This window comes from Marinomonas sp. ef1 (assembly GCF_002806845.1).
Lineage (GTDB): Bacteria > Pseudomonadota > Gammaproteobacteria > Pseudomonadales > Marinomonadaceae > Marinomonas > Marinomonas polaris.
This window is the reverse complement of the sequence record NZ_NHTT01000018.1, coordinates 31,924-57,247: the sequence shown is the minus strand read 5'-3', so window position 1 is coordinate 57,247 and position 25,324 is coordinate 31,924. Positions and strand designations below refer to the sequence as shown.

General features: G+C 45.1%; 32 protein-coding genes. All 32 read left to right on the top strand.

Going from position 1 to position 25,324, the window contains the following annotated elements:
- Positions 1–20: 20 nt before the first annotated feature.
- The 32 genes from secE (at position 21) to rpmD (ending at position 25,323) form a co-directional block, all read left to right on the top strand.
- Positions 21–389 (top strand): preprotein translocase subunit SecE, encoded by a 369-nt coding sequence (gene secE / locus CCS02_RS19590; protein WP_072841851.1) that lies wholly within the window; start codon positions 21–23, stop codon positions 387–389.
- Positions 390–398: 9 nt separating this feature from the next.
- Complete coding sequence (gene nusG, locus CCS02_RS19585) at positions 399–932, top strand: transcription termination/antitermination protein NusG (protein ID WP_072841849.1); 534 nt, start codon at positions 399–401, stop codon at positions 930–932.
- 49 nt (positions 933–981) lie between these two features.
- A complete protein-coding gene (gene rplK / locus CCS02_RS19580) occupies positions 982–1,416 on the top strand; it encodes a 50S ribosomal protein L11 (RefSeq protein WP_012071947.1) in 435 nt (144 codons plus the stop codon).
- Positions 1,416–2,117, top strand: coding sequence for a 50S ribosomal protein L1 (gene rplA / locus CCS02_RS19575; RefSeq protein WP_072841847.1), 702 nt, complete (start codon positions 1,416–1,418; stop codon positions 2,115–2,117). Before rplK ends, rplA begins: the two co-directional genes overlap by 1 nt.
- A 231-nt stretch (positions 2,118–2,348) precedes the next feature.
- Entirely contained in the window at positions 2,349–2,849 is a 501-nt protein-coding gene (rplJ, locus tag CCS02_RS19570) for a 50S ribosomal protein L10 (RefSeq protein WP_072841845.1), read from the top strand.
- Positions 2,850–2,930: 81 nt separating this feature from the next.
- Complete coding sequence (gene rplL, locus CCS02_RS19565; protein WP_072841843.1) at positions 2,931–3,302, top strand: 50S ribosomal protein L7/L12; 372 nt, start codon at positions 2,931–2,933, stop codon at positions 3,300–3,302.
- Between the two features lie 188 nt (positions 3,303–3,490).
- A complete protein-coding gene (rpoB, locus tag CCS02_RS19560) occupies positions 3,491–7,591 on the top strand; it encodes a DNA-directed RNA polymerase subunit beta (RefSeq protein WP_072841841.1) in 4,101 nt (1,366 codons plus the stop codon).
- Positions 7,592–7,656: 65 nt separating this feature from the next.
- Positions 7,657–11,859 carry a DNA-directed RNA polymerase subunit beta' gene (gene rpoC / locus CCS02_RS19555; protein ID WP_072841839.1) on the top strand — a complete coding sequence of 1,401 codons (4,203 nt, stop codon included), beginning with the start codon at positions 7,657–7,659 and terminating at the stop codon, positions 11,857–11,859.
- Positions 11,860–11,996: 137 nt separating this feature from the next.
- Positions 11,997–12,371 (top strand): 30S ribosomal protein S12, encoded by a 375-nt coding sequence (gene rpsL / locus CCS02_RS19550; RefSeq protein WP_012071941.1) that lies wholly within the window; start codon positions 11,997–11,999, stop codon positions 12,369–12,371.
- A 99-nt stretch (positions 12,372–12,470) separates the two neighbouring features.
- Entirely contained in the window at positions 12,471–12,944 is a 474-nt protein-coding gene (rpsG, locus tag CCS02_RS19545) for a 30S ribosomal protein S7 (RefSeq protein WP_012071940.1), read from the top strand.
- 21 nt (positions 12,945–12,965) lie between these two features.
- Positions 12,966–15,059, top strand: a complete 2,094-nt coding sequence (gene fusA / locus CCS02_RS19540) for an elongation factor G (RefSeq protein WP_072841837.1) — start codon at positions 12,966–12,968, stop codon at positions 15,057–15,059.
- Positions 15,060–15,094: 35 nt separating this feature from the next.
- Positions 15,095–16,318 (top strand): elongation factor Tu, encoded by a 1,224-nt coding sequence (gene tuf / locus CCS02_RS19535; protein ID WP_072841835.1) that lies wholly within the window; start codon positions 15,095–15,097, stop codon positions 16,316–16,318.
- A gap of 207 nt (positions 16,319–16,525) precedes the next feature.
- Positions 16,526–16,837 carry a 30S ribosomal protein S10 gene (gene rpsJ, locus CCS02_RS19530; RefSeq protein WP_012071937.1) on the top strand — a complete coding sequence of 104 codons (312 nt, stop codon included), beginning with the start codon at positions 16,526–16,528 and terminating at the stop codon, positions 16,835–16,837.
- Between the two features lie 128 nt (positions 16,838–16,965).
- A complete protein-coding gene (gene rplC, locus CCS02_RS19525) occupies positions 16,966–17,604 on the top strand; it encodes a 50S ribosomal protein L3 (protein WP_072841833.1) in 639 nt (212 codons plus the stop codon).
- Between the two features lie 12 nt (positions 17,605–17,616).
- A complete protein-coding gene (gene rplD / locus CCS02_RS19520) occupies positions 17,617–18,222 on the top strand; it encodes a 50S ribosomal protein L4 (RefSeq protein ID WP_072841832.1) in 606 nt (201 codons plus the stop codon).
- Complete coding sequence (gene rplW, locus CCS02_RS19515; protein WP_012071934.1) at positions 18,219–18,515, top strand: 50S ribosomal protein L23; 297 nt, start codon at positions 18,219–18,221, stop codon at positions 18,513–18,515. Before rplD ends, rplW begins: the two co-directional genes overlap by 4 nt.
- Positions 18,516–18,529: 14 nt before the next feature.
- Positions 18,530–19,354, top strand: coding sequence for a 50S ribosomal protein L2 (rplB, locus tag CCS02_RS19510; protein WP_012071933.1), 825 nt, complete (start codon positions 18,530–18,532; stop codon positions 19,352–19,354).
- Positions 19,355–19,369: 15 nt separating this feature from the next.
- Positions 19,370–19,645 carry a 30S ribosomal protein S19 gene (gene rpsS, locus CCS02_RS19505; protein ID WP_012071932.1) on the top strand — a complete coding sequence of 92 codons (276 nt, stop codon included), beginning with the start codon at positions 19,370–19,372 and terminating at the stop codon, positions 19,643–19,645.
- Positions 19,646–19,659: 14 nt separating this feature from the next.
- Positions 19,660–19,992: a 50S ribosomal protein L22 gene (rplV, locus tag CCS02_RS19500; RefSeq protein WP_012071931.1), complete on the top strand. Its 333-nt coding sequence runs from the start codon at positions 19,660–19,662 to the stop codon at positions 19,990–19,992.
- 14 nt (positions 19,993–20,006) lie between these two features.
- On the top strand, positions 20,007–20,687 hold the full coding sequence (gene rpsC / locus CCS02_RS19495) for a 30S ribosomal protein S3 (protein ID WP_012071930.1): 681 nt from the start codon (positions 20,007–20,009) through the stop codon (positions 20,685–20,687).
- 10 nt (positions 20,688–20,697) lie between these two features.
- The gene (rplP, locus tag CCS02_RS19490) at positions 20,698–21,111 is read left to right on the top strand and encodes a 50S ribosomal protein L16 (RefSeq protein WP_012071929.1); all 414 of its coding nucleotides are present in this window, start codon (positions 20,698–20,700) and stop codon (positions 21,109–21,111) included.
- Positions 21,112–21,303: a 50S ribosomal protein L29 gene (gene rpmC / locus CCS02_RS19485; RefSeq protein WP_012071928.1), complete on the top strand. Its 192-nt coding sequence runs from the start codon at positions 21,112–21,114 to the stop codon at positions 21,301–21,303.
- A 1-nt stretch (position 21,304) separates the two neighbouring features.
- On the top strand, positions 21,305–21,565 hold the full coding sequence (gene rpsQ / locus CCS02_RS19480) for a 30S ribosomal protein S17 (protein WP_012071927.1): 261 nt from the start codon (positions 21,305–21,307) through the stop codon (positions 21,563–21,565).
- Between the two features lie 51 nt (positions 21,566–21,616).
- Positions 21,617–21,985 (top strand): 50S ribosomal protein L14, encoded by a 369-nt coding sequence (gene rplN, locus CCS02_RS19475; RefSeq protein ID WP_012071926.1) that lies wholly within the window; start codon positions 21,617–21,619, stop codon positions 21,983–21,985.
- A gap of 17 nt (positions 21,986–22,002) precedes the next feature.
- Complete coding sequence (rplX, locus tag CCS02_RS19470) at positions 22,003–22,320, top strand: 50S ribosomal protein L24 (protein WP_012071925.1); 318 nt, start codon at positions 22,003–22,005, stop codon at positions 22,318–22,320.
- Between the two features lie 17 nt (positions 22,321–22,337).
- The gene (rplE, locus tag CCS02_RS19465; RefSeq protein WP_012071924.1) at positions 22,338–22,877 is read left to right on the top strand and encodes a 50S ribosomal protein L5; all 540 of its coding nucleotides are present in this window, start codon (positions 22,338–22,340) and stop codon (positions 22,875–22,877) included.
- A 12-nt stretch (positions 22,878–22,889) separates the two neighbouring features.
- On the top strand, positions 22,890–23,195 hold the full coding sequence (rpsN, locus tag CCS02_RS19460) for a 30S ribosomal protein S14 (RefSeq protein WP_072841830.1): 306 nt from the start codon (positions 22,890–22,892) through the stop codon (positions 23,193–23,195).
- Positions 23,196–23,324: 129 nt separating this feature from the next.
- Positions 23,325–23,717: a 30S ribosomal protein S8 gene (gene rpsH, locus CCS02_RS19455; RefSeq protein ID WP_072841828.1), complete on the top strand. Its 393-nt coding sequence runs from the start codon at positions 23,325–23,327 to the stop codon at positions 23,715–23,717.
- Positions 23,718–23,725: 8 nt separating this feature from the next.
- A complete protein-coding gene (gene rplF, locus CCS02_RS19450) occupies positions 23,726–24,259 on the top strand; it encodes a 50S ribosomal protein L6 (protein WP_012071921.1) in 534 nt (177 codons plus the stop codon).
- A 10-nt stretch (positions 24,260–24,269) separates the two neighbouring features.
- Positions 24,270–24,620: a 50S ribosomal protein L18 gene (gene rplR / locus CCS02_RS19445; RefSeq protein WP_012071920.1), complete on the top strand. Its 351-nt coding sequence runs from the start codon at positions 24,270–24,272 to the stop codon at positions 24,618–24,620.
- A 10-nt stretch (positions 24,621–24,630) separates the two neighbouring features.
- Positions 24,631–25,131 carry a 30S ribosomal protein S5 gene (gene rpsE / locus CCS02_RS19440; RefSeq protein ID WP_072841826.1) on the top strand — a complete coding sequence of 167 codons (501 nt, stop codon included), beginning with the start codon at positions 24,631–24,633 and terminating at the stop codon, positions 25,129–25,131.
- Positions 25,132–25,137: 6 nt separating this feature from the next.
- Positions 25,138–25,323 (top strand): 50S ribosomal protein L30, encoded by a 186-nt coding sequence (gene rpmD, locus CCS02_RS19435; protein ID WP_012071918.1) that lies wholly within the window; start codon positions 25,138–25,140, stop codon positions 25,321–25,323.
- Position 25,324 lies beyond the last annotated feature (1 nt).

Here is a 25,324-nt window from a genome sequence, read left to right as displayed (position 1 = left end):
AGTTAGGGATCACCTGAAGTATGAGTTCGAGTACTGAAGCTCAAGCGTCTCGCGGAGATGTGTTTAAGTGGGCAATTGTTGTTCTGCTAGTTGCGGTAGGCGTGATTGGTAATAACTATTATTCTGCTGAGTCACTATTGTATCGCTTAATCGCTATCTTGGTGTTGGCTGGTGTCGCTGGTTTTGTTGCATTACAAACTGTGAAAGGAAAGGCTTTTTTTACTTTGGCAAAAGAAGCTAAAACTGAAATTCGCAGAGTTGTATGGCCAACTAGACAAGAAACCATGCAAACAACCTTAATAGTATTAGCGGTTGTTGTTTTTATGTCTCTCGTACTATGGGGGGTGGATTCGTTCCTTGGTTGGATCGTTTCCTCGGTAATTAGTTAGGAGTTGCTCGTGACCAAACGATGGTATGTAGTACAAGCGTACTCAGGGTACGAAAAGCACGTAATGCGTTCGCTTACAGAGCGAGTGCAGGTTATGGGGCAGGAAGAGAATTTTGGTGACATCTTGGTGCCGACTGAAGAAGTGGTCGAGATTCGAGATGGCAAAAAGCGCAAGAGTGAAAGAAAGTTCTATCCAGGTTATGTATTGGTTCAAATGGATATGAATGACGCCTCTTGGCATTTGGTTAAAGGTACGTCTCGTGTGCTTGGTTTTATTGGTGGTACGGCTGATAAGCCTTCACCAATTACGGCTCGCGAAGCGGATGCTATTCTACAGCGTGTTAGTGACGGTGTTGATAAGCCTCGTCCTAAGACTTTGTTTGAAGTTGGTGAGGTTGTTCGTGTTAACGAAGGGCCATTTGCTGATTTCAACGGTGTTGTGGAAGAAGTGGATTACGATAAAAGTCGAATCAAAGTGGCAGTGCTTATATTTGGGCGCTCTACGCCAGTTGATTTGGAATTTAGTCAGGTTGAAAAGGCCTGATTTTGTTGAACGGGTAGCCTTCGGGCAGTGACCCAATTGGAGTTGAAAAATGGCTAAGAAAGTCCAAGCTTATATCAAGCTACAAGTTAAAGCGGGTCAAGCGAACCCAAGTCCACCAGTTGGTCCAGCACTTGGTCAACACGGTGTGAATATCATGGAATTCTGTAAAGCGTTCAATGCTAAAACTCAAAGCCTTGAGCCAGGTCTTCCAACGCCTGTTATCATCACTGTTTACAGTGATCGTAGTTTTACATTCGAAACTAAATCTACTCCTGCAGCAGTTTTGCTTAAAAAGGCAGCTGGCTTGAAGAGTGGTTCTCCACGTCCAAACACTCAAAAAGTTGGTACGGTTACTCGTGCTCAACTAGAAGAGATTGTTGTTGCTAAGCAGGCTGATTTGACTGCTTCTAACATGGATGCAGCAGTTCGTACTATTGCTGGTAGCGCACGCGCTATGGGTCTAGAAGTTGAGGGTGTTAACTAATGGCTAAATTAACTAAACGCGCTCGCTTGATCGCTGAAAAAGTAGAAGCAACTAAATTTTACTCTGTAGAAGAAGCTGTTGCTCTATTGTCTGAGCTTTCTACTGTTAAGTTTAAAGAGTCTATCGACGTATCTGTTAACCTAGGCGTTGACCCACGTAAATCAGATCAGGTTGTTCGTGGCTCTACAGTATTGCCTCATGGTGCTGGTAAAGATGTTCGTGTTGCAGTATTTGCACAAGGTGCAAACGCTGAAGCTGCGAAAGAAGCTGGTGCAGATGTTGTTGGTTTCGACGATTTGGCTGAACAAGTTAAAGCTGGTAACCTTGATTTTGACGTAGTTATTGCATCACCTGATGCGATGCGTATCGTTGGTCAACTAGGTCAGATTTTAGGCCCACGTGGTCTAATGCCTAACCCTAAAGTTGGCACTGTAACGCCTGATGTTGCTACTGCAGTACGAAATGCAAAAGCAGGTCAAGCTCGTTACCGTACAGATAAAAATGGTATCATCCATGCTGCTGTTGGCTCTATTGAGTTCGCTGCTGATGCTATCAGAGGTAACTTGGAAGCGCTTTTAACCGATTTGCGTCGTGCTAAGCCTGCGTCTTCTAAAGGTGTTTACCTGAAAAAAGTGACCTTGTCCTCTACAATGGGACCTGGTCTACAAATTGATCTAGGCGCGCTTAACTCTACTAAGTAAGCATGTTTAGATCATGAGCTTTGGGGTCTGCCTTCATTTATTTGTTGAGTAGGCCGTCAAAGACCGCAGGAACCTAACGGTTTAATAACAACGTTGAAAAATGTTTGTCCTGCGCAGATGGTGTGGCCCGATTCAGATTAACTGGATCTAACTCACCAGCAAGTACTTCGAGTAATCGGAGAGTTGGTAAAAATAGGGGAATTTATTCCCTGCTAATCCAGGAGAAAACCAGTGGCATTAGGTCTAGAAGACAAAAAAGCCATTGTCGCCGAAGTTAGCGAAGCTGCTAAAACTGCATTGTCTGCGGTAGTTGCTGATTCTCGCGGTGTTACCGTGAGCAATATGACAGCACTACGTAAAGAAGCGCGCGAAGCAGGTGTTTATGTACGTGTAGTACGTAACACTTTGGCTCGCCGTGCAGTTGAAGGCACTGACTTCGAATGTCTAGCTGAAAGCTTTGTTGGTCCTACGCTAATTGCTTTTTCTAACGAACACCCGGGTGCGGCTGCTCGTTTGTTGAAAGCGTTTGCGAAAACTAACAGTAAGTTTGAAGTGAAGGCGTTGGCGTTCAACGGTGAGTTGATCCCAGCTGGCGACATTGATCGTTTGGCAACACTGCCTACATACGACGAAGCTATTGCGAAACTGATGAGTGTTATTCAGGGCGCAACAAGCAAGTTTGTACGTACTCTTGCAGCGGTTCGCGATCAAAAAGAGCAAGAAGCGGCTTAATACGGCTTGTCGTATCCCTTCTTGATAAATATTTGTTTTATCACCCTTGGGTGATTATAAAGAATGCTAGGAATCTGAGTCATGGCTCTAACTAAAGAAGATATCATCAATGCAGTAGCAGAAATGTCTGTGATGGACGTTGTTGAACTAATTTCTGCAATGGAAGAAAAATTCGGCGTATCTGCAGCAGCTGCTGTAGCTGCAGGTCCTGCTGCTGACGCTGGCGTTGCTGCTGAAGAACAAACTGAATTTGACGTTGTTCTTACTGCTGCAGGCGAGAAGAAAGTAAACGTAATCAAAGCTGTTCGTGCAGCGACTGGTCTTGGCTTGAAAGAAGCTAAAGCTATCGTTGACGGCGCTCCAATGACTGTTAAAGAAGCTGCTTCTAAAGAAGATGCTGCCGCTCTTAAAGCAGCTCTTGAAGAAGCTGGTGCATCTGTCGAAATCAAGTAATGATACTTGCATTTCCAGATTTCGACCAATAGTCGAAATGGCTGGTGACATTATTGTCACCGGCCTTTTTGGGTTTCTGAAACTCAAATAAAACTTAAAAGAATTTTCACATGGGAGATAATGCTCCCATATATGGTAAGGCCTGATTTGGGCCTTTTGCGTCAATGTGCACAAGCTGGGGAATGCTGATGGCTTACTCATACACTGAGAAAAAACGTATCCGTAAGGATTTCGGTAAACTGCCGCCCGTTTTGGATGTGCCATACTTGCTGGCAATTCAGCTTGAATCCTACCGTAATTTTCTGCAGGAAGGTAAAAGTCTTGCAGAGCGTGGGGAATTAGGTCTGCATGGGGCCTTTAAATCTGTCTTTCCAATGGTCAGCTTTTCCGGCAATGCGGCGCTAGAATACGTCGATTACCGTTTAGGCAAGCCAGTCTTTGATGTTAAAGAGTGTCAGTTGCGTGGTGTTACTTACGCGGCACCTTTACGTGTTCGTGTACGACTTATCATTTATGATAAAGAGTCGTCCAACAAGGCAATCAAAGACATTCGCGAGCAAGAAGTCTACATGGGCGAGATTCCGCTTATGACAGACAATGGTACCTTTGTAATCAACGGGACTGAGCGTGTTATTGTATCTCAATTACACCGTTCTCCTGGTGTGTTCTTCGACCACGATCGTGGTAAGACACACTCTTCAGGCAAGTTACTACATTCTGCTCGTATTATTCCTTACCGCGGTTCATGGTTGGACTTCGAGTTTGATCCAAAAGATTGCGTATTTGTTCGTATTGACCGTCGTCGTAAGTTGCCGGCAACTATTTTGTTGCGCGCTTTGGGCTACGGAACAGAGCAAATCCTAGATACTTTCTTTGACTCAACTCGTTTCTATTTAAAGCGTGATGGTTTTGAAATGGATCTAGTTGCAAATCGCCTACGTGGCGAGACTGCACTGTTTAATATTGCTGATGCGAATGGCGAACTGATCGTAGAAGAAGGTCGTCGTATTACTGCTAAGCACATTCGTGTGATGGAAAAATCAGGTCTTGAGCGTCTATCTGTGCCGCTTGAGTACATGCTTGGTAAAGTAACGGCGAAAAACTTAGTTCACCCTGCGACGGGTGAGTTGATTGCGGAAGCAAACACTGAGTTGTCTGTTGATTTACTTGAAGCGTTGGTTTCTTCTGGTATTACTGAAGTTGATACGCTTTACACGAATGATTTGGATAACGGTCCATTTATTTCTGACACACTTCGTATTGATCCAACTAGTAATCAGTTGGAAGCTTTGGTTGAAATCTACCGCATGATGCGTCCTGGCGAGCCACCGACCAAAGAGTCGGCTGAAGGTTTGTTCCAAGGCTTGTTCTTCTCAGAAGATCGTTATGATCTATCTGGCGTTGGTCGAATGAAATTCAACCGTCGTTTAGGTCGTGAAGAAGATACTGGTGCTGGTGTTCTTGATAACGATGACATCGTTGCTGTTCTAAGAACTTTGCTTGATATCCGTAACGGTAACGGCATGGTTGATGACATCGACCACTTGGGTAACCGTCGAGTTCGTTCTGTTGGCGAAATGGCCGAGAACCAATTCCGTGTTGGCCTTGTGCGTGTTGAGCGTGCAGTGAAAGAACGTTTGTCTATGGCGGAAGCTGATGGCCTTATGCCGCAAGACCTTTTGAATGCGAAGCCTGTAGCTGCTGCTATTAAAGAGTTCTTCGGTTCAAGCCAGTTGTCTCAGTTTATGGACCAAAACAACCCGTTATCTGAAGTAACGCATAAGCGTCGTGTGTCAGCGTTAGGGCCTGGTGGTCTTACACGTGAACGCGCTGGCTTTGAAGTGCGTGACGTACACGCTACTCATTACGGTCGTGTTTGTCCTATCGAAACGCCAGAAGGTCCAAACATCGGTTTGATCAACTCGCTTTCTACTTATGCGCGTACTAACAGCTACGGCTTCTTAGAAACGCCTTATCGTAAAATTGTAGATGGCAAGCAGACTGACGAAACTGTTTATGTTTCGGCGATTGATGAAGCGAAATATGTTATTGCCCAAGCGTCTGCAAACGTAGACGAAGAGGGTCGTTTGGTTGATGAGTTGGTTCAGGTGCGTCATATGCACGAAACCACTTTGATTCCAAAAGAAAAAGTAAACCTAATGGACGTGTCTCCTCGTCAGGTTGTTTCTGTGGCGGCGTCTTTGATTCCGTTCCTAGAGCACGATGATGCTAACCGAGCTTTGATGGGTTCGAACATGCAACGTCAAGCTGTTCCAACACTTAAGGCTGACAAGCCGGTTGTTGGTACTGGTATGGAGAAAAACGTAGCAAAAGACTCTGGTGTTTGTATTGTTGCGAATCGCGGCGGTGTGATTGAGTCTGTTGATGCAAGTCGTATCGTTGTGCGTGTGAATTCAGAAGAAACGATTGCTGGTGAAGCGGGTGTAGATATCTACAACCTGACTAAATACGTGCGTTCTAACCAGAACACTTGTATTAACCAACGTACTTTGGTTATGAAGGGTGAGAAGATAGCATCTGGCGATATTATGGCTGATGGTCCTTCTGTTGATATGGGTGAATTGGCGCTTGGCCAAAACATGCGTATCGCTTTCATGCCTTGGAATGGTTACAACTTCGAGGACTCGATCCTAGTTTCTGAGCGTGTTGTAGAAGAAGATCGATTCACGTCGATTCATATTCAAGAACTAACGTGTGTTGCTCGTGATACTAAGCTTGGGCCTGAGGAGATTACTGCCGATATCCCTAACGTGGGTGAAGGTGCGCTTTCTAAGTTGGATCAGTCTGGTATCGTTTACATCGGAGCAGAAGTTGAGCCAGGCGATATTCTAGTTGGTAAAGTGACGCCTAAGGGTGAAACACAGCTAACGCCTGAAGAGAAACTTTTGCGAGCTATCTTCGGTGAAAAAGCGTCTGACGTAAAAGATACGTCACAACGTGTTAAGACTGGCACACGCGGTACTGTTATCGACGTGCAAGTTTTCACTCGTGATGGCATTGAAAAAGATGACCGTGCTAAGTTCATTGAAAAATCGCAGCTTGATCAAGTTCGTAAAGACTTGAACGAAGAGTTCCGTATTGTTGAGAAAGCGACTTTCGAGCGTCTAGCAGAAGCCCTAATCGGCCAGCAGGCGGAAGGCGGTCCTGGTTTGGCTCGCAATGCGATTATTACGGAAGAATACTTGGCGAATCTAGATCACCCTGAGTGGTTTAAAATTCGCGTTGCTAATGAAGAAGCGAGTGAGCAGCTTGAAAAAGCACAAGCCGCTTTGATTGAGCGCCGTAAAGAACTTGATGCGAAATTCGAAGATAAGAAACGCAAGCTACAAACAGGTGATGATCTAGCGCCTGGCGTTCTTAAAATCGTTAAGGTTTATGTTGCCATCAAACGTCGCATCCAGCCAGGTGATAAAATGGCCGGTCGTCATGGTAACAAAGGTGTAATTTCTAAAATTATGCCAGTTGAAGACATGCCGTACGATGAAAACGGTGATCCAGTTGATATCGTATTGAACCCACTAGGTGTTCCTTCACGTATGAACGTTGGTCAGGTCTTGGAGACTCACTTAGGTGCAGCTTCTAAAGGCTTGGGTCGTAAGATCAACGAAATGCTAGTTGTAGAACGTGAGAAGGCTGAAGCGGTTGCAGAACTGCGTAGCTTCCTTGACGAGATCTATAACGGCCACGAAGGTGATTTGAAGTGCGCGCGTACTGAAGATTTGGACAGCTTTACAGACGAAGAAATTTTGACCTTGGCATCCAACCTAACCGGTGGTGTTCCAATGGCGTCTGGTGCCTTTGATGGTGCAAAAGAGTCTGAGATTAAACGTATGTTGCGTTTAGCTGGAATCAACGAAAGCGGTCAGGTTAAATTGTTTAACGGCCGTACTGGTGATGCTTTTGAACGTCCTGTAACTGTTGGTTACATGTACATGCTTAAGTTGAACCACTTGGTTGACGATAAAATGCACGCACGTTCTACCGGTTCTTACAGCTTGGTTACTCAGCAGCCGCTGGGTGGTAAAGCTCAGTTCGGTGGTCAGCGTTTCGGGGAGATGGAAGTATGGGCACTAGAAGCATACGGTGCTGCTTACACGCTTCAAGAAATGTTGACTGTTAAATCCGATGACGTGAATGGCCGTACTAAGATGTATAAAAACATCGTAGATGGTGACCACCGTATGGAACCTGGCATGCCTGAGTCCTTCAACGTGTTGGTGAAAGAGATTCGTTCTCTTGGTATCGATATCGAGCTGGAAAACGAATAAGCACGAATCACATTTGACCTGCTGGGGAGCAAGACTCCCCGGCCTTACGAGTGGGGCGAATATCCATGAAAGACTTATTAGGTCTTCTAAAATCACAGGGACAATCTGACGAGTTTGATGCGATCCGCATTGGCTTGGCATCACCAGATATGATTCGTTCATGGTCTTACGGTGAAGTTAAAAAGCCAGAGACCATCAACTACCGTACGTTCAAACCAGAACGTGACGGCTTGTTCTGTGCAAAAATCTTTGGTCCTATTAAGGACTACGAATGCTTGTGTGGTAAATACAAGCGTTTGAAACACCGTGGTGTTATCTGTGAGAAGTGTGGCGTTGAAGTGGCTCTGTCTAAAGTGCGTCGTGAACGCATGGGTCACATTGAGCTTGCATCGCCTGTTGCACACATTTGGTTTTTGAAGTCTCTACCGTCTCGTATCGGTCTTATCTTAGATATGACGTTGCGTGACATTGAGCGTGTTTTGTATTTTGAATCTTTCATTGTGATCGATCCAGGTATGACTACGCTTGATAAAGGCCAATTGCTAAACGATGAGCAGTACTTTGAAGCGCTAGAAGAATTCGGTGACGAGTTTGATGCCCGTATGGGTGCGGAAGCGGTTCAGATGTTGCTTCGCGATTTAGATATGCCTGTAGAAATTAACAGCATGCGTGAAGAGCTAAGCAGCACGAATTCTGAAACTCGTATTAAGAAGCTTTCTAAGCGTCTTAAGTTGGTTGAGGCATTCTATCATTCTGGCAACAGCCCAGAGTGGATGGTGCTAGATGTATTGCCAGTTCTTCCGCCAGATCTTCGCCCATTGGTACCTCTTGAAGGTGGCCGTTTTGCGACGTCTGATTTGAACGACCTATACCGTCGTGTGATTAACCGTAACAACCGCCTAAAACGCCTGTTAGAGCTATCAGCTCCAGATATCATCGTACGTAACGAAAAGCGTATGTTGCAAGAATCTGTTGATGCTTTGCTTGATAACGGTCGTCGTGGTCGCGCGATTACTGGTTCTAACAAACGTCCTCTGAAATCTTTGGCTGATATGATCAAAGGTAAGCAAGGTCGTTTCCGTCAGAACTTGCTAGGTAAGCGTGTCGATTATTCTGGTCGTTCTGTAATCACAGTAGGTCCATCACTGCGTCTACATCAGTGTGGTCTACCTAAGAAAATGGCACTTGAGCTATTCAAGCCATTTATCTTCTCTAAACTTGAGCTTCGTGGTATGGCTACGACGATCAAAGCAGCGAAGAAAATGGTTGAGCGTGAGACGCCTGAAGTGTGGGATATCCTTGATGAGGTTATCCGCGAACATCCAGTGATGTTGAACCGTGCGCCAACACTTCACCGTTTGGGTATCCAAGCGTTTGAACCAATGTTGATCGAAGGTAAAGCGATTCAGTTGCACCCACTAGTGTGTGCGGCATATAACGCCGACTTCGATGGTGACCAAATGGCGGTTCACGTTCCGTTGACTATCGAAGCGCAGCTTGAAGCTCGTGCCTTGATGATGTCTACGAACAACATCCTATCACCTGCAAACGGTGAACCGATCATCGTTCCTTCTCAGGACGTTGTATTGGGTCTGTACTATATGACTCGTGAGAAAATTAATGCCAAAGGCGAAGGCATGGCATTTTCTGACATCAAAGAAGTACACCGTGCGTATGGTGCTAAACAAGTTGAATTGCACGCGAAAGTAAAAGTACGTATCAGCCAAGTTGATACCACGCTTGATGGCGACAAAGTGCCATCTACTTTCATTGCAGATACAACAGTTGGTCGTGCCTTGTTGTTTGATATTGTTCCTGATGGCCTACCGTTCTCTGTGGTTAACCAAACCATGAAGAAGAAAGCGATCTCTAACTTGATCAACGAGTGTTACCGTAAAGTAGGCTTGAAAGAGAGCTGTATTTTTGCTGACCAATTGATGTACACAGGTTTTGCTTACGCAACGGCGTCTGGTTCTTCTGTTGGTGTTGATGACTTCGTTATTCCACCAGAGAAAGCGGCGATCATTGCTAAAGCAGAGGCAGAAGTTAAAGAAATCGAATACCAATATGCGGATGGTCTTGTTACGCAAGGCGAGAAGTACAACAAGGTAATCGATTTATGGTCTCGTACTAACGAAACTGTAACTGAAGCCATGATGAAAAACTTGGCAAAAGAGATGACTGTCAATAAAGCAGGTGAAACGGTTGAGCAGCAATCTTTCAACTCTGTATATATGATGGCCGACTCTGGTGCCCGTGGTAGTGTTGCGCAAATGCGTCAGTTAGGTGGTATGCGTGGTCTGATGGCGAAACCAGATGGTTCCATCATCGAAACGCCAATCACTGCGAACTTCCGTGAAGGTCTGTCAGTACTTCAGTACTTTACTTCTACACACGGTGCTCGTAAGGGTCTAGCTGATACGGCATTGAAAACAGCAAACTCTGGTTACTTGACTCGTCGTCTAGTAGACGTAGCGCAGGATTTGGTTATCACTGAAGTGGATTGTGGTTCTACAAACGGTATTTCCGTTGCAGCCATGATTGAAGGTGGTGACGTAGTTGTGCCGCTAGGTCATCGCGTATTGGGTCGTGTAGTGGCTCAAGATGTTATTGACGGTAAAGGCGATTTCGTTCTTGCTGCTGGTACTTTGATTGACGAACATGATGTTCGTACTATTGAGGCGGCTGGTGTGGATGAAATGATCATTCGTTCTGTTATCACTTGTAATACACGTCATGGTGTATGTGCTAAGTGTTACGGCCGTGATCTTGCTCGTGGTCATCAGGTTAACATCGGTGAAGCGATTGGTGTTGTTGCAGCACAGTCTATCGGTGAACCAGGTACACAGTTGACAATGCGTACGTTCCACATCGGTGGTGCAGCATCTCGAGCTTCTGCGATCGATAGTGTTCAGGTGAAGAGTGCGGGTACGGTTCGTTTCAATAAGATGAAGAGTATCGAGCGTCACACTGGGCATCTAGTTGTTGCATCTCGTTCTTCTGAATTGGCAATTGCTGATGAAGCTGGTCGTGAGAAAGAGCGTTATAAGCTTCCTTACGGTGCGGTATTGAGCGTGCGTGAAGGTGATCAAGTTACTGCGGGTCAAATCGTGGCTAACTGGGATCCACATACACACCCAATCGTATCTGAGATGGAAGGTCGTCTTGAGTTCAGCGGTATGGAAGAGAACGTTACTATTCGTCGTCAATCTGACGAAATGACGGGCTTGACTACTATTGAAGTTATGGAGATGCGTGATCGTCCTTCTGCTGGTAAAGACATACGTCCGATGATTGCCGTAGTTGATGCACAGGGTAATCCTGTATTGATTCCAGGTACTGAGTCGCCAGTACAGTACATGCTTCCTGAAAAAGCATTGTTAAGCCTAGATCATGGTGCGACAGTGAAATCAGGTGAGGTTCTTGCGCGTATTCCTCAAGAATCTATTGGTAACAAAGATATTACCGGTGGTTTGCCGCGAGTGGCAGACCTATTCGAAGCGCGTCGTCCGAAAGATCCAGCTGTTATGGCGGAAACTAGCGGTGTGGTTAGCTTCGGTAAAGAAACAAAAGGTAAGATCCGTTTGGTTATCACACCTCAAAACGGTGATGATCCAGTCGAGACTTTGATTCCTAAATGGCGTCAAATCAACATCTTTGATGGTGAAGAAGTGGCTAAAGGTGAGATTATTGCCGACGGTCCTTTGAGTCCTCATGACATTTTGCGTCTTCAAGGTGTAGAGGCTTTGGCTGATTACATTACGAATGAAGTGCAAGAAGTTTACCGCTTACAAGGCGTAGTAATTAACGATAAGCACATTGAAGTTATCGTTAACCAAATGTTGCGTAAAGTAGAAGTTGGTGAGTCTGGTGATACAGATCTTATTCAAGGTGATCAGGTTGAGTTTACTCATCTGCTAGATTCAAACGAAAAAGCCGAAGCTGAGGGCAAGTTCCCAGCTAAGTTTGAACGTGTGCTTCTGGGTATCACGAAAGCTTCTTTGGCTACTGAGTCCTTTATATCAGCAGCATCTTTCCAAGAGACAACTCGAGTTCTTACGGAAGGTGCGGTAACTGGTAAGAAAGATCACTTACGTGGCTTGAAAGAAAACGTTGTTGTGGGTCGCTTGATACCAGCCGGTACAGGTTTGGCTTACCACAATGAGCGCAAGAGAAAGAAAGAGCTTGCGTTAGCAGCGAAGGAAGGAAGTTCGACAGTAAGTGCCTCTGATGTTGAAGAAGCATTGAGTGCTGCACTGAAAGACTAGTTATTTGCTGTTAAATCGTAAGGGAGGTGATTTTTTAGTCGCCTCCCTATTGACTGTTTTATAGGCGCAAATTAAACTTGCGCCTCCTTAATTTTGGCGATTTCCGTCATGAGAATTGGATTTGTGGAGCTTGTCTAATGGCAACCGTTAACCAGTTGGTTCGTAAACCACGTAAACGTAAAGTGGCAAAGAGTGACGTTCCTGCGTTACAAGCTTGTCCGCAACGCCGCGGTGTCTGCACTCGCGTATATACTACTACACCTAAAAAGCCTAACTCGGCTTTGCGTAAAGTATGTCGTGTTCGCTTGACTAACGGCTTCGAAGTTACTTCCTACATCGGTGGTGAAGGTCACAACCTGCAAGAACACAGCGTAGTGCTGATTCGCGGCGGTCGTGTAAAAGACCTTCCTGGTGTTCGTTACCACACAGTACGTGGTAGCTTGGATACTTCAGGCGTGCAAAATCGTAAGCAAGGCCGTTCTAAATACGGTACTAAACGTCCTAAGAAGTAAGCTAAAACGGCTTAATTCATCGTTTAGACATAATTTTTTAATACAGTAAGGCCGAGCAATAATTAAATTGTCTCGGGCGAACCTGAAGAGGATATAGATATGCCTAGAAGACGCGTCGTCGCTAAGCGTGAAATCCTTCCGGATCCTAAACACGGAAGCCAGATTCTCGCTAAATTTATCAACCATGTAATGGTTAGCGGTAAAAAATCTGTTGCAGAGAGCATCGTTTACAATGCGCTAAATACTGTAGCAGCTCGCGCTAAAACTGAAGAGCCGATGGCTATCTTCGAAAAAGCCTTGGAATCTATCCAGCCAATGGTTGAGGTTAAATCTCGCCGTGTTGGTGGTGCGACTTACCAAGTTCCTGTAGAAGTTCGTCCAGCTCGCCGCGCAGCTTTATCTATGCGTTGGTTGGTTGATGCTTCTCGTAAGCGTGGTGAAAAATCCATGGCTTTGCGTCTAGCTGGCGAAATCTTAGATGCTGCTGAAAACAAAGGTTCTGCTGTTAAGAAACGTGAAGACGTTCATCGCATGGCAGAAGCTAACAAAGCATTCTCTCACTACCGTTTCTAATCATCCGGAGAAGGATACACAGTGGCACGTAAAACACCTATCAACCGCTACCGTAATATCGGTATTTGTGCGCATGTTGATGCAGGTAAGACGACGACAACTGAGCGCGTTCTTTTCTATACAGGTCTGTCTCATAAAATTGGTGAAGTGCATGATGGTGCAGCAACAATGGATTGGATGGAGCAAGAGCAAGAGCGTGGTATCACGATAACTTCAGCAGCAACAACATGCTTCTGGAGTGGAATGAACAAGCAGTTTGAAGAGCACCGTGTCAATATTATAGACACACCTGGGCACGTAGATTTTACTATTGAAGTAGAACGTTCTTTACGTGTGTTAGATGGTGCTGTTGTTGTGCTTTGTGGTTCTTCGGGTGTGCAGCCTCAAACTGAGACGGTTTGGCGTCAAGCAAACAAGTATGAAGTTCCACGTATGGTTTTCGTCAATAAGATGGATCGTACTGGGGCTGATTTCTTTTCTGTTGTTCGTCAGTTAAAAACTCGTCTTGGGGCTAATGCTGTTCCAATACAGATCAATGTCGGCACTGAAGAAGATTTCAGAGGTGTGATCGATTTGGTTTTGATGAAGACTATAGTGTGGAGTGAAGAAGATCATGGGATGACTTTCTCTTTAGAGGATATTCCTGATGACTTGCTTGATGATGCTCTAGAGTGGCGTGAGCACATGGTTGAGGCAGCAGCTGAGGCAAATGATGAATTGATGGATAAATACCTTGAAGAGGGTGAGTTATCTGTTGATGAGATAAAAAGTGGTCTGCGAATTCGTACGCTATCCAATGAAATTGTCTTGGTGACGTGCGGTTCAGCCTTTAAAAATAAAGGCGTTCAGGCTGTTTTGGATGCTGTTGTTGAATATTTGCCTTCACCGCTTGAAGTAAAAGCGATTGAAGGTACGCTTGAAGATGGTGAGACTGTTGTAACACGAATTGCTAATGATGATGATCCGTTTTCATCGTTGGCTTTTAAGATAGCGACAGACCCATTTGTTGGTACATTAACATTTATTCGAGTGTATTCTGGAGTGTTGCGTTCAGGAGATGCGGTTTACAATTCTGTTAAGCAGAAGCGTGAGCGTATTGGTCGAATGGTTCAGATGCATGCTAATAATCGCGAAGAAATCAAAGAAGTATTGGCGGGTGATATTGCTGCTATCGTGGGTATGAAATACGTAACTACGGGTGATACGCTTTGTGATATGAATAATGTTGTTGTGCTTGAGCGTATGGAGTTTCCAGAGCCTGTTATATCTGTAGCTGTTGAGCCTAAATCTCAAGCTGATCAAGATAAAATGGGCGTTGCGCTGGGTAAATTAGCGCAAGAAGATCCTTCTTTTCGAGTGGAAACGCATGAAGAGACGGGTCAAACAATTATTTCCGGTATGGGCGAGCTGCACCTTGATATACTTGTTGATCGTATGCGTCGCGAGTTTAAGGTGGAGGCGAACATTGGTAAGCCTCAGGTTTCCTATCGGGAGAAAATTCGCAAAGAAGTGGTGGTTAATCACAAATTTGTGCGTCAATCCGGTGGTCGTGGTCAATACGGTCACGTCGTAATGAAGTTAATCCCTACTGATAAAGATGGGCTTGAATTTGTTAACGAGATTGTTGGTGGTGCTATTCCTAAAGAATACATCCCTGCAGTAGAAAAGGGTGTTTCAGAGCAAATGAAGAACGGTGTAATCGCTGGCTATCCATTGTTGGGTATCAAGGTTGTACTGATCGATGGTTCATTCCATGATGTTGACTCTAATGAAATGGCCTTTAAAATTGCAGCTTCTCAGGGGTTAAGAAAGGGAGCGGCTGATGCTGATCCTTGCGTTCTTGAACCTGTAATGAAAGTGGAAGTTGTAACCCCTGAAGAATACATGGGTGATGTGATGGGTGACCTGAATCGTCGTCGTGGTGTTGTTCAGGGGATGGACGATTCCCCGTCAGGGAAAATTATTCGTGCTGAAGTTCCTCTTGGGGAGATGTTCGGATATGCAACTGATGTGCGTAGCTTGTCGCAAGGGCGTGCAAGTTATGCAATGGAGTTTGAGAAATACGCTGAAGCACCGGCTAGTGTGGCAGACGCGATCATCAAAAATGAAGATTAATCATCATACTTACTAATTCTTAAGGTGTATGTATCATGGCAAAGAGTAAATTTGAACGTAATAAACCACACGTTAACGTTGGCACTATCGGTCACGTTGACCACGGTAAAACAACTCTAACTGCAGCATTGACTCGCGTATGTGCAGAAGTGTACGGCGGTACAGCTGTTGCTTTTGATGGTATCGACAATGCTCCAGAAGAGCGCGAGCGTGGTATCACTATCTCTACTTCTCACGTAGAGTATGATTCTCCAGTGCGTCACTACGCACACGTAGATTGTCCTGGACACGCCGATTATGTTAAAAACATGATCACTGGTGCTGCTCAAATGGACGGCGCAATCCTAGTTTGTGGTGCGACTGATGGTCCTATGCCTCAGACTCGTGAGCACATCCTTCTTTCTCGTCAAGTAGGTGTTCCTTACATCGTTGTTTTCTTGAACAAGTCTGACTTGTTGGCTGAAGACTGTGGTGGTGCGGATTCTGAAGAATACGCTGAAATGCTAGAATTGGTTGAGATGGAATTGCGTGACCTTCTTTCTGAATACGACTTCCCAGGTGATGACACTCCAATCATCCCAGGTTCTGCGCTAATGGCGTTGAAAGGCGAAGACGACAACGAAATGGGTACTACTGCAGTACGTAAACTAGTTGAAACACTAGATTCTTACATTCCTGAGCCAGAGCGTGCTATTGATGGTGCATTCTTGATGCCTATCGAGGATGTGTTCTCTATCCAGGGTCGTGGTACTGTTGTTACTGGTCGTGTTGAGCGTGGTATCATCAAAATCCAAGAAGAAGTTGAGATCGTTGGTATCGTTGATACTACTAAAACAACTTGTACTGGTGTAGAGATGTTCCGTAAGCTTCTAGACGAAGGTCGTGCTGGTGAGAACTGTGGTATTCTTCTACGTGGTACTAAGCGTGAAGATGTGCAGCGTGGCCAAGTATTGGCTAAGCCTGGTTCAATCACTCCTCACACTGAGTTTGAAGCAGAAGTTTACGTATTGGGTAAAGATGAAGGTGGTCGTCACACTCCATTCTTCAAAGGTTACCGTCCACAGTTCTACTTCCGTACAACTGACGTAACTGGTGCATGTTCTCTACCTGAAGGCGTAGAAATGGTTATGCCTGGTGATAACATTCAAATGACTGTTGAGCTAATTCACCCAATCGCGATGAACGAAGGTCTACGTTTCGCGATCCGTGAAGGTGGTCGTACAGTTGGTGCTGGTGTTGTAGCTAAAATCCTTAAGTAATTAGATATTAATATCTGCTTACTTTGATTTAGAAAAGGCCACCCGCATATCGGGTGGCCTTTTTATTTTATGGTTTATTTTGTTTGTTCAGAAATTGGTTACTTGACAACCAGTTTTTGAATGGCTAATATTCGCCGTCCTTAAAAAAGGATTGTGGCTTAATAAATGTACAGTTAAGTCATTAAAACATTGTATTTGGAGTTGGAAATGCAAAGCCAAAAAATCCGTATTCGTCTGAAAGCGTTTGATCATCGTCTGATCGATGCTTCAACACAAGAAATTGTGGACACAGCGAAACGTACAGGTGCGCAAGTGCGTGGACCGATTCCACTTCCTACTCGCAAAGAGCGTTATACAGTATTGATTTCTCCACACGTAAACAAAGATGCGCGTGATCAGTATGAAATCCGTACACACAAACGTGTTCTAGATATCGTTGAGCCAACAGAAAAAACTGTTGATGCTCTAATGAAACTAGATCTTGCGGCAGGCGTGGAAGTACAAATTTCTTTGGGTTAATAACTCAAGGTTTGGGGTGCGACAACCGGCTGGTTATCAGTCGGCTATATGCACAATAGTGGAATGATCTGGAATGATCAGCCGTAGCGGGTGATAGCCCCATACACAACTGGCAAGTGAGGTAAAAAATGGCTATTCAATTAGTCGGACGCAAAGCCGGTATGACACGTATCTTCACTGAAGATGGTGTATCCGTGCCAGTAACCGTCATCGAGGTTGAACCGAACCGCGTTACTCAGGTGAAAACAGCAGAAACTGATGGCTACCAAGCTATTCAAGTTACTGTAGGTTCTCGCCGTTCGAGCCGCGTTAACAAAGCTGCTGCGGGTCATTATGCAAAAGCGAATGTTGAAGCAGGTCGTGGTTTGTGGGAGTTCCGCCTGGCAGGTGACGAAAAAGAAATCAATGTTGGTGATGAGCTGACTGTTGCTGATTTCGAATCTATCCAAATGGTTGATGTAACTGGTCAATCAAAGGGTAAAGGGTTTCAAGGTGCCATCAAGCGTCATAATTTTAGTATGCAAGACGCTACTCATGGTAACTCGTTGTCTCACCGTGCACCTGGTTCTATCGGCCAATGTCAAACACCTGGTCGTGTTTGGAAAGGCAAGAAGATGGCTGGCCATATGGGTGCTGCACAAGTAACTACTCAATCACTAGAAGTGGTTCGTGTAGACACAGAACGTAACCTTATCCTAGTGAAAGGTGCCGTACCTGGTGCAGTAAATGGTGATGTTATTCTTCAATCAGCTGTTAAAGCTCGCTAAGAGGGGTAGACAATGAACTTGAATCTAACAGGCGCGGAAGGAACTGTAGAAGTTTCTGATGTAGCCTTTGCTCGTGAATATAACGAAGCGTTGGTTCACCAAGTAGTTACATCTTACTTGGCTGGCGCTCGTCAAGGCTCACGTGCACAAAAAACACGCTCTGAAGTGGCGGGTGGTGGACGCAAACCTTGGAAACAAAAAGGTTCTGGTCGTGCGCGCGCAGGTACTATCCGTAGCCCTTTATGGCGCTCAGGTGGTGTTACTTTCGCTGCGAAACCACAAGATCACTCTCAGAAAGTGAACAAGAAGATGTACCGTGCAGCAATGCGCACCATCTGGTCTGAGCTTGTACGTCAAGACCGTCTTGTTGTTGTTGAAGATCTTAAATTGGAAGCTCCAAAAACTAAGCTCTTCATAGCAAAAATGGCAGAATTGAATATTGAGAACGCTTTGATTGTTTCCCATAATTTGGATGACAATTTATTCTTAGCGGCTCGCAACATTCCTAACGTAGATGTACGTGATGCAGCGTCTATCGACCCTGTTAGCTTGATTGCTTACGACAAAGTGTTGGTGACAGTTGGTGCTCTGAAACAAGTTGAGGAGGCACTAGCATGATCGGCGAACGTATTTATAAAGTTCTGTTGGGTCCACACATTTCCGAAAAAGCAACGATCGTAGCCGAAGGCAATGGTCAATATGTTTTTCGTGTAACTGGTGATGCAACGAAACCTGAAATCAAACAAGCTATCGAAGCGCTTTTTGAAGTCAAAGTTGAGTCTGTTCGCACGTTGAACCATAAAGGTAAAACAAAGCGTACAGTTCGTGGTCTAGGTAAGCGTAAAGACGTGAAAAAAGCGTATGTGCGTTTAGCTGAAGGTCAAGACATTGATTTCATGGTCGCTGAATAAGGGGAGATAGGTCAATGGCTGTTGTTAAAAGTAAGCCAACGTCTGCAGGCCGTCGTCACGTTGTTAAAGTTACCAACAACGATTTGCACAAAGGCGCACCATATGCACCTTTGCTAGACACAAAAAGCAAATCTGGTGGACGTAACAATAACGGACGCATCACTACGCGTCACGTAGGTGGTGGTCATAAGCAGCATTACCGTATGGTTGATTTTCGTCGTAATAAAGATGGAATTTCTGCGGTAGTTGAGCGTTTGGAATATGATCCAAACCGTTCTGCAAATATTGCATTGATTAGATATGCTGATGGTGAGCGTCGTTACATTATCGCTTCCAAAGGTATGGTCGCTGGCAATATCGTTTTTAGTGGTGCAGATGCGCCTATCAAAGCTGGTAATACTTTGCCTCTGCAAAACATTCCAGTTGGTAGTACCGTACACTGTGTCGAGCTTAAGCCAGGTAAAGGTGCGCAAGTTGCACGTTCCGCTGGTGCTTCTGCTCAGCTAGTTGCTCGTGAAGGTCGTTACGTTACCCTTCGCCTACGTTCAGGTGAGATGCGTAAAGTATTGACGGAATGTCGCGCTACTTTAGGTGAAGTATCAAACTCTGAGCATAGCTTGCGAGTTCTTGGTAAAGCTGGTGCTACGCGTTGGCGTGGTGTTCGTCCTACCGTTCGCGGTGCGGCGATGAACCCAGTGGATCACCCACATGGTGGTGGTGAAGGTCGTAGCAAAGGTGGTCGTCACCCAGTTACGCCATGGGGTGTGCCTACTAAAGGTTACAAAACACGCAGCAACAAGCGTACTGACAAACTTATTGTACGTCGCCGTACTAAGTAATAAGAGGAAACGACTGTGCCACGTTCACTAAAAAAAGGTCCTTTTATCGACCTTCATTTGTTGAAAAAGGTAGAGGCTGCGGTAGAGAAAAATGATCGTCGTCCAATTAAAACTTGGTCACGCCGTTCTACTATCTTCCCTGATTTTGTAGGGTTGACTATCGCTGTCCATAATGGTCGCCAGCATGTTCCAGTTCTAGTAACTGAAGATATGGTCGGTCATAAATTGGGTGAGTTCGCTCCGACCCGTACATATCGTGGTCATGCTGCGGACAAGAAAGCCAAACGGTAATAAGGGGTATTAACATGAGTGAAGTAAAAGCTTCATTGAAGGGTGCTCGCCTCTCAGCGCAGAAGGCCCGTTTGGTTGTAGATCAAATCCGCGGCAAATCTGTTAGCGAAGCACTGAACATTTTAACGTTCAGTCCTAAGAAGGCGGCAGTAATTGTTAAGAAGGTACTAGAGTCTGCTATAGCTAACGCTGAGCATAACGAAGGTGCTGATGTAGATGACTTGCGAGTGTCTACGGCTTACGTTGATGAGGCTATGACTCTGAAGCGTATTATGCCACGTGCCAAAGGCCGTGCTGACCGTATTCTAAAACGCGGTTGCCATATCACAGTTAAAGTCGCTGACTAATTAGGAGAAACCCAATGGGTCAGAAGGTTCATCCAACTGGTATACGCCTAGGGATAGTTAAAGATCATACTTCTACTTGGTATGCGAATAACCAAAACTACTCTAAGCTGTTATTAAACGATCTTCAGGTTCGTGCGTTCCTGGAGAAAAAATTGGTCCAGGCTTCTGTTTCTCGTATCGAGATTCAGCGTCCTGCTCAGACAGCTCGTATTACAATTCACACTGCCCGTCCGGGTATCGTGATTGGTAAGAAAGGCGAAGATGTTGAGAAACTACGTAATGCAGTTTCTGAAATGATGGGCGTACCTGTCCACATCAACATCGAAGAAATTCGCAAGCCTGAAATGGATGCTAAATTGGTTGCGCAAAATATTGCTAGCCAACTTGAGCGTCGCGTAATGTTCCGTCGTGCTATGAAGCGCGCAGTACAAAATGCTATGCGTGCAGGCGCGAAAGGTATCAAGGTTCAGGTAAGTGGTCGTTTAGGCGGTGCAGAAATTGCACGTGCTGAGTGGTACCGTGAAGGCCGTGTGCCTCTGCACACTCTACGCGCTGACATTGACTACGCTACTTATGAAGCTGCTACAACTTACGGCATCATTGGCGTAAAAGTGTGGATCTTCAAAGGCGAAATCTTGGGCGGTATTGAACAAGTGCGAGCTGATAAAGGCGCACAAAAGAAGAAGTCTAAGTAGGGGGTAAGTCATGTTACAACCGAAACGTACTAAGTTCCGCAAAATGCAGAAAGGCCGTAACCGCGGTCTTGCTCTTCGCGGAAACCAAGTTAGCTTTGGTGAATTCGGATTGAAGTCCACAGAACGTGGTCGTCTTACAGCTCGTCAAATTGAAGCGGCGCGTCGTGCAATGACTCGTCACATCAAGCGTGGCGGCAGAATCTGGATTCGTGTGTTCCCTGATAAGCCGATTACTCAGAAACCTCTTGAGGTTCGTCAGGGTAAAGGTAAGGGTAGCGTAGAATACTGGGTTGCACAGATTCAACCTGGCAAGATGCTTTATGAAGTTGAGGGCGTTTCAGAACAGTTAGCACGCGAAGCGTTCGCGTTGGCTGCTGCTAAGCTTCCTCTGTCCACAACTTTCGTAACGCGTACGGTGATGTAGATGAAAGCAAAAGAAATGCAAGAAAAGTCTGTAGCTGAGCTACAAGCGACCTTGATTGAACTGCTACGTGAGCAATTTACTCTGCGCATGCAGAAAGCCACTGGTCAGTTAGCGCAAACTCATTTGCTCTCGCAAGTTCGCCGCAATATCGCACGTGTTAAAACCGTGCTAAATGATAAGGCAGGTAACTAAGATGGCAGAAACAAAAGCGCGTATAGCTACTGGTAAAGTAGTAAGCGATAAGATGGATAAAACCATCACGGTACTAGTTGAGCGTACAGAAAAACACCCTTTATACGGTAAGTTTATACGTCGTTCAACTAAACTACACGCTCACGATGAAAACAATGAGTGCCAAATCGGTGATTTAGTTAAGGTCGTAGAAACACGTCCTTACTCTAAGTCTAAGACTTGGAAACTGGTTCAAGTTGTAGAGAAAGCAGCAGCTGTATAAGCTGCTCCTTCCTTCGTGAGACTTGTTATCTAATTTGATTGGAGAGCAGTAATGATTCAAACAGAATCGATGCTTGATGTTGCAGATAACAGCGGCGCAAAGCGTGTTCAGTGTATTAAAGTACTGGGTGGCTCACATCGTCGTTATGCTGCTATCGGTGACATTATTAAGGTCACAGTGAAAGAAGCGATCCCACGTGGTCGTGTTAAAAAAGGGCAGGTTCTTAACGCAGTTGTCGTTAGAACTAGAAAAGGTGTTCGTCGTTCTGATGGTTCAGTGATCCGTTTTGATGTAAACTCAGCGGTTCTATTGAATGCTTCAGGGCAGCCTATTGGTACTCGTATCTTTGGCCCTGTAACACGTGAATTGCGTACTGAGCAGTTCATGAAAATTGTTTCTCTTGCGCCTGAAGTGCTGTAAGAGGGAGAGGGGACATTATGCGTAAAATCAAACGTAACGACGAAGTTATCGTGATTGCTGGGAAAGATAAAGGCAAACGCGGTAAAGTTGTTAAAGTAGTAGGCGAAAACCGAGTTCTAGTTTCTGGCGTTAATACTGTTAAGAAACACGAGAAACCAAACCCTATGAAGGGTTCAACTGGTGGTATCGTTGAACAAGAAGCACCTATCCAGGTTTCCAATGTAGCCATTTATAATAGTGCTACGGGTAAAGCGGATCGCGTCGGCTTTAAATTGAACGAAGACGGTACGAAAGTACGTGTTTTTAAATCAAATAGTGAAGCGATCGACGCCTAAGAGCGAGAATTATAGCCATGGCGAGACTTAAGCAAGTTTATAAAGATCAAGTTGTAGCAAAACTTACAGAAGAGTTTAGCTACAAAAACGTGATGGAAGTGCCTAAAATCACTAAAATCACTTTAAATATGGGTGTTGGTGAAGCTATCGCAGACAAGAAACTTCTTGAGCATGCGGTAAATGATCTTGAAGCACTTAGCGGCCAGAAAGTTGTAGTGACTAAGGCTCGTAAATCTGTAGCAGGCTTTAAAATCCGTGACGGTTACCCGATCGGTTGTAAAGTTACTCTGCGTGGCGAGCGTATGTGGGATTTCTTCGATCGTTTGGTAGATGTTGCCATTCCACGTATCCGTGACTTCCGTGGACTTAATCCTAAGTCTTTCGACGGTCGTGGTAACTACAGTATGGGTGTTAAAGAGCAAATCATCTTCCCAGAGATCGATTACGATAAAGTGGATCGTGTACGTGGTATGGATATTACCATTACAACGACTGCTCGTACCGATGAAGAAGGTCGTGCTTTGCTAGCAGCCTTTAGTTTCCCTTTCAAGAAATAAGAGGTAGGAATCATGGCTAAAGTATCAATGATTCAGCGCGAAGCAAAACGTACCAAATTAGTAGCTAAATTCGCTGAAAAGCGTGCGGCTCTAAAAGCGATCATTAGCGACGTTAATGCATCGGACGATGAAAAGTGGGATGCAACGCTTAAATTACAAGCGCTTCCACGCGATTCATCTTCTTCACGCCAACGTAACCGTTGCCAAATTACAGGTCGTCCGCACGGTGTATACCGTCGCTTCGGTCTGTCTCGTATCAAACTGCGTGAAGCAGCGATGCGTGGCGACGTACCTGGCTTGAAGAAAGCTAGTTGGTAAGCAAGTAGAGCGCGATCATAATACATGGCAGTGAGTGGAGTGTCTAAATACTGGACATTCTGCTCGCTGCTGTGTACTATGCGCGAGCTCTATTTGCTGCACAATGGTTTTTAAATTAGGAGCTCTTAAATGAGTATGCAAGATACCCTTGCGGATATGTTTACACGTATTCGTAATGCACAGATGGCTGCAAAGACCTCTGTGAGCATGCCTTCATCAAAAATGAAGACATCTATTGCTGCTGTTCTACGCGAAGAAGGTTACGTAGGTAACTTTTCTGTAGACGAAGCAATAAAACCGACGCTTACTATCGAGTTGAAATACTACGAAGGTAAGCCAGTTATCGAACAAATCAAACGCGCATCTCGCCCAAGTTTGCGTCAATACAAAGGCACTAGTGCTCTACCAAAAGTAGAAGCTGGCCTTGGTGTTGCAATCATCTCTACCTCTAAAGGTGTGATGACAGACCGTGCAGCTCGTGCTGCTGGTATCGGTGGCGAAGTAATCTGCACAGTATTCTAGGAGTTAGTATGTCTCGAGTTGCTAATAGTCCCGTGACGCTTCCTAGTGGTGTAGATTTAACCCTAAATGGACAAACTGTCGTTGTTAAAGGCGGTAAAGGTTCTTTAGAGTTTAATATTCACACAAGCGTACAAGTGTCTAAAGAAGAAAATGTTATTACCTTCGCTGCGCGCGATGGTGCAAAACAAAGCCGTGCCTTAGCTGGTACAACTCGTGCTTTGGTTAACAACATGGTTGTTGGTGTTAGTCAAGGTTTTGAGAAAAGATTGTTTCTTCAAGGTGTTGGTTACCGTGCTGCGCTTAAAGGCAATGTACTTAACCTGTCTCTGGGTTTTTCTCACCCAGTAGATTACGAACTTCCTGAAGGCGTAACAGCTGAATGTGCTTCTCAAACAGAAATTGTGATCCGTGGCATTGATAAACAAGCCGTTGGTCAAGTCGCTGCAGAAGTTCGCGGTTTCCGTCCGCCAGAGCCATATAAAGGCAAAGGTGTTCGCTATTCTGACGAAGTAATTCGTCGTAAAGAAGCTAAGAAGAAGTAGGTAGGCATTCATGAACACTAAAAAACAATCTCGGATTCGTCGTGCACGTCGTGCTCGCTTGCATATTCGTGACTTAGGTGCGAATCGTCTTACTGTACATCGCACACCACGCCATATGTATGCTCAAGTGATTTCTCCTTGTGGTAGTAAAGTGCTAGCTAGTGCTTCTACTCTTGAAGAAGCTCTTCGTGGCTCGGCGACTGGTAATAAAGTAGCGGCTAAAGAAGTCGGTACTTTGATTGCTACGCGCGCTAAAGCAGCAGGCGTCACTTCGGTCGCTTTTGACCGTTCTGGCTTTAAATACCATGGTCGCGTTCAAGTTCTTGCTGACGCTGCACGTGAAGCCGGTCTAGAGTTTTAAGGGGTAGCAAATGGCAGTTAATGATCAACAAACTAGCGATCTCCAAGAGAAGCTGGTTCAAGTAAACCGCGTTGCTAAAGTTGTAAAGGGTGGTCGTATCTTCTCTTTTACAGCTTTAACAGTTGTTGGTGACGGTAATGGTAAAGTTGGCTTTGGTCGTGGTAAAGCGCGTGAAGTTCCTCAAGCTATTCAAAAAGCAATGGAACAAGCTCGTCGTAACATGGTTTCTGTAAGACTTGATGGTGATACCCTTCAGTATCCTATTAAAGCAAGTCACGGAGCATCTAAAGTGTTTATGCAACCAGCGTCTCCAGGTACTGGTGTTATCGCCGGTGGTGCAATGCGTGCGGTTCTAGAAATCGTTGGCGTTCATAACGTTTTGGCGAAATGTTACGGCTCTACAAACCCAGTAAACGTAGTTCGTGCTACGATTAAAGGTTTGCAGGATATGAAAGCACCTGAACAAATCGCGGCAAAACGCGGTAAGTCAGTCGATCAAATTTTGGGGTAATGTGTCATGGCGAATAATACCATCACAGTTCAACTAACCCGCAGCCCGATCGGTCGTCTTCCAAAGCACCGTGAAACTGTTAAAGGCTTGGGTTTGCGTAAAGTTGGCCAAACACGTGAGTTGGAAGATACTCCTTCTGTACGTGGCATGGTTAATAAAGTTTATTATATGGTTAAAGTGGTAGGGGAATAAC